3 protein-coding genes are annotated in these 4,443 nt (G+C 72.3%); all 3 read right to left on the bottom strand.

Annotation, left to right across the window (positions count from 1 at the left end):
- Positions 1–812 (bottom strand): shikimate dehydrogenase (locus ACFU6K_RS32320; RefSeq protein ID WP_380669095.1); only part of this gene is annotated, 812 nt, incomplete at its 3' end.
- A gap of 58 nt (positions 813–870) precedes the next feature.
- Positions 871–2,808 (bottom strand): endolytic transglycosylase MltG, encoded by a 1,938-nt coding sequence (gene mltG, locus ACFU6K_RS32315; RefSeq protein WP_380669093.1) that lies wholly within the window; start codon positions 2,806–2,808, stop codon positions 871–873.
- A gap of 188 nt (positions 2,809–2,996) precedes the next feature.
- Positions 2,997–4,268: an endolytic transglycosylase MltG gene (gene mltG, locus ACFU6K_RS32310; RefSeq protein WP_380669091.1), complete on the bottom strand. Its 1,272-nt coding sequence runs from the start codon at positions 4,266–4,268 to the stop codon at positions 2,997–2,999.
- Positions 4,269–4,443: the final 175 nt, after the last annotated feature.

Here is a 4,443-nt window from a genome sequence, read left to right as displayed (position 1 = left end):
TTCTCCCCCGCCTCGCGCATCGCCGCCAGCGGCCCGGGCGTCCGCCCGGTGAAGGCCTCGCTCTGCAGCACCGCCTGGTGCACCAGCAGGTCCAGCCCGCCCAGGACGGTCGCCCCGCGCCCGGCGCAGGCGGCGGCCAGCGCCGTCGGCCACGGGTGGTACAGCACGTCGAACAGCGCACCCGGCTCGGCGGGCAGCGCCTCGGCGAAGACGTCGGTCGCGCCGACCGGCGTGGTGGAGACGGTCAGCGGCCGGGCCAGCGCCTGCGCGCCGAGTTCCCAGTCGGCGGTGCGGACGGCCACGCCCAGCCGCTCGCCCAGCTCGGCCATCTCCCGGGCCCGCTCGGCACTGCGCACGTAGACCGTCACCTCGCCGGTGCAGATCTGGGCGAGCGCGGCCAGTGCCGAGGAGGCGGTGGCCCCGGCGCCCAGGACGGCCGCCTCGGGCACCTCGGTGATCCCGCGCTCGCGCAGCGCGTTGACCAGCCCGGGCACGTCGGTGTTGTCCCCGGTGCGCCGGCCGTCGGCGGTGAACACCACGGTGTTCACCGCGTCCACCGAGCGGGCCGTCGCGCTGACCTCGTCGAGCAGCGGGATGACCGCCCGCTTCAGCGGCATGGTGAGCGACAGCCCGGCCCACTCGGCCTCGTCCAGCGCGGCGACGAACCCGGGCAGCCCGGCCTCGTCGACCTCGAAGCGGTCGTAGCGCCAGCCGTCCAGCCCGAGCGCCGCGAAGGCGGCCCGGTGCAGGTCCGGCGAGAGCGAGTGGGCGATCGGCGAGCCGAGGACGGCCGCCCGGTGCTTGCTGGTCAACGCTGCCTCTCCGCGGGCCGGCGAACTGTCGTCCGGCCCTGGCTACTTCGTGCCGTGGCTACTTCTTGGTGGTGCAGTGGCCGCGCGCCTCGTCGAAGCCCTGCCCGGCCGACTGGCAGTACTCCTTGACGTTGGCGTAGTGCTCCTTGCTCGTCTCGGCGAACCGGGTCTGGGTCGGGGACATCGCGATGAAGTACAGCCACTTTCCGTCCGCCGGGTGCAGCGTCGCGTTGAGCGCGTCGTCGCCGGGGTTGGAGATCGGACCGGGCGGCAGGCCCTGGTTCACGTAGGTGTTGTACTTGTTGTTCGCGTCGTCCATGTCCTTCTTGTCGAGGTCCTTGCGGCCCAGCGAGTACTGGAGCGTGGTGTCCATGCCGAGCCGGTGGTTGATCTCGCCGCCGGCGGCCAGCCGGTTCTGGATGGTCTTGGCCATCTTGGCGAAGTCTTCCGGGTTGTTGCCCTCGCGCTGGAGGATGCTCGCCTCGATGAGCACCTCGTAGCCGGTCTTCAGCCCCACCGAGGCGGCCTGGGCGTCCAGGCCGGCGTACTTCTCGGTGGCGTTCTTCACCATCTGCTTGAGCAGGTCCTCGGGCTTCATGCCCTCGGCGACGTTGTAGCGGGTCGGCCAGAGGAAGCCCTCGATGTTGCCGTTCGCGTACGCCGGCAGGCCGAGGTCGTTGACCTGCGCCTTGGCGACGCCCGCCGTGGTGCCCGGCGGCAGCTTCAGCTTGGTGTCGATGAGGGTGTAGATCTCGGTGGAGTTCTTGCCCTCCGGCACGACGATCGCCGCGCCGCCCGCCTGGGCGAGCAGCTCCTTGAGCGCGGCCGCGGCCGGCATCTCCTTCTTCAGCACGTAGAAGCCGTACTGGATGGTGCCGCACTTGGGCTCGGCCTTGCAGGCCGCGTTGAACGCGTCGACGCTCTTGACCACGCCGCCGTTCTTCAGCGCCAGGCCGATCTGCCCGCCGACCGCGCCCTTCTTGACCTCGACCTGGACGGAGCCGGTGCCCTCGCCGGTGAAGTCCGGCGCCGGGCCGAAGTGGTCCTGGTAGAAGCCGTAGCCCCACCAGCCGGCCCCGCCGACGGCGCCGAGCAGCACCGCGGCGACCAGCAGGCAGGCGCCGCCGTTGCGGCGGCCCGACTTCTTGCCCTTCTCCTTGCGCTTCTTCTGGGCCTCGCGGGAGTCGTCCTGCTCGCCGAGGAAGCCGGCCTCCCCGGCCTCGGCGTGCTCGTCGAGGTACCCGTCGTCCTCGTGGCGGCCGCCGTCCCCGTGGCCGTCCCACTCGTCCGTCCCGCCCTCGCGCGCGGCACCGACCGGGTCGGCGCCGGCCTCCAGCGCGGCGGCCTCGGCCTCCCAGTCGATCCCGTCCGGGCCGGGGCCGGAGGCCGGCACCGGCTCCGGGGCCGGCTGCGGCTTGGCCCGGCGCCGCGGCACCTGCCGCTGCGGAGCCTGCTGCTCGGGGGCCGGCTGCTGGGGAGCCTGCTGCTGGAGGGGCTGCTGCTGGACCTGCTGGGGCTGGATCTGCTGGGCGGCCTGCTGCTGGTAGCCCTGCTGCTGCACGGGTGCCTGCTGCTGGGGCATCTGCTGCTGCGGGTACCCCTGCTGCATCGGCTGCTGCGGTTGCGGCTGCTGCGGCACGTACCCCTGCTGGGGGTAGCCCTGCTGCTGCACCGGCGCCTGCTGCTGCACCATCTGCTGCGGGTAGCCCTGCTGACCGCCCGGGTAGCCCTGCTGCGGCATCTGCTGCTGGGGGGCCTGCTGCTGGTAGCCCTGCTGCGCCATCATCTGCTGCTGCATCTGCGGCGCCATCTGCTGCTGCGCGTACCCCTGCTGCACGTCCCCGTACGGCTGCTGGACCGGCTGGCCCTGCTGCGGGTACTGCTGCTGCCACTGGCCGTCCTGCTGGCCGGGGACCGGCTGCCGGCCGTCGTACCCGGGATCACCGGGGTGCCACGGCTCGCCCTGGGGGTTGTAGCCCCCGCCCAGATCGGTCATCGATCCCCTTAACCGACGGTGACGACCGGAGGATCAAACCGGCCGTCCGGGACGACGCCGTCCCGGCTGCTTCTCGAACCGGCGTGCTAGCGCAGCGCCTGGAGGGAGACGTTACCGTACCGCAGCCTTACCCCCGGCCGGGCGGACGCACCGTCAGTGAGCGATCTCACCGACGGCACACAACTCCGTTACGGCGTCCCCGCACCGGGACCGGAAGGCGCACCGGCCCCGCCCGGGGCCCCCGGGCCGGTGGTCGCCGGGTCGGAGGGCGCGCCCGACGCCGGGCCGCTCGGCTTGGCCGCCGCCCGGTTGGCGTTGAACTCCGCCACGTTGCGTTGCTGGACGTCGAAGCTGTCGGTGAAGCGGGTGTCCCCCGGCTTCACGGTGACGAAGTACAGCCAGTCCCCCGGCGTCGGGTCCAGCGCGGCCATGATCGCCTGCCGCCCGGGGTTGGAGATCGGGCTCGGCGGCAATCCGGCGTGCAGGTAGGTGTTGTACGGGGAGTCCAGCCTGGTGTCGGTCACCGAGGTGTTGAGGGTCGAGCGGCCGAGCGCGTAGTTGATGGTGGAGTCCAATTGCAGGGGCATGCCCTTGGCCAGCCGGTTGTAGATCACCCGGGCCACCTTGCCCATGTCCTCGGTGTTGTCGGCCTCGCCCTGGACCATGCTGGCCACGGTGATCAGCCCGTACACGCTCTGCCCGAGGTTCTGCGCGACCACGGTGGCGTCGTCCCGGCCGAACTCCCGGCCGGCCCGGTCCACCATCTGCTTCAGCAGGTCGAAGGCGGTGGTGCCCTCGGTGACGCTGTACGTCGCCGGGAACAGGTAGCCCTCCGGGCTGCCGTTGGCGAAGTCCGGCAGGCCGAGCTCGGCGCCCTGGTCCTGGGCGGTCTTCTGGGCGGTGCCCGCGGGCAGGTTCAGCTTCTTGTCGATGGCCGCGTAGATCTGGTAGCCGCGCCAGCCCTCGGGGATGGTCAGGCCGTTGGCGTTGGCCGGGTCGATCAGGATCGCCAGCGCCGCCGCGGCCGACATCCGCTGCTTCAGGGTGTACGTCCCGGGCTGGATCCGCCCGGCCGCCGCCGCGCTGCCCTTCGCGGCCCGGGTGAAGGCGAGCGAGCTGGCCACCACGCCGTTGCGGACCAGCGCGGAGGCGATCTGGGAGAGGCCGGCGCCCTCCGGCACCGAGACCTGCACGCTGCCGGTGCCCTGCCCGGCGAAGTCGGCGGCGGCCGGGGGTTTGCGCTGCGCCTGGATCCAGGTGTACCCGGTCAGCCCGATCCCGCCGAACACCGCGATCAGCGCGAGCGCGGTGAGCCCGCAGGCCAGCCCGTTGCGCCGTCGGTGCGGATCGGGCGCATCGAAGCGCGGACGGGGCGCACCCGGCGGACGGCCCTCCGGTTCCAGCACCGGTGCGCCCAGATGCCCGGGCGTGAGCCCCGGGTGGAAGTCCTGGTCGGTCATGGCTCGCGCCCCCTTCGGCGGTCCCAGATCGATCCGGATCGACATGAATCGATCCAAAACAGACAAGGAAGCGAACGAAAAGGGGTCCGTGCGGACGCGGCCGCCCGGACCCCACAACGGGGCCGTAGATCCTGGCTCTTATAAACAACTGACGCGGCCCACGACGCGTAGAGTG

Source organism: Kitasatospora sp. NPDC057512 (assembly GCF_042802135.1).
GTDB lineage: Bacteria > Actinomycetota > Actinomycetes > Streptomycetales > Streptomycetaceae > Kitasatospora.
The sequence above is the reverse complement of the archived record's forward strand: the minus strand, read 5'-3'. Positions and strand labels throughout refer to the sequence as shown.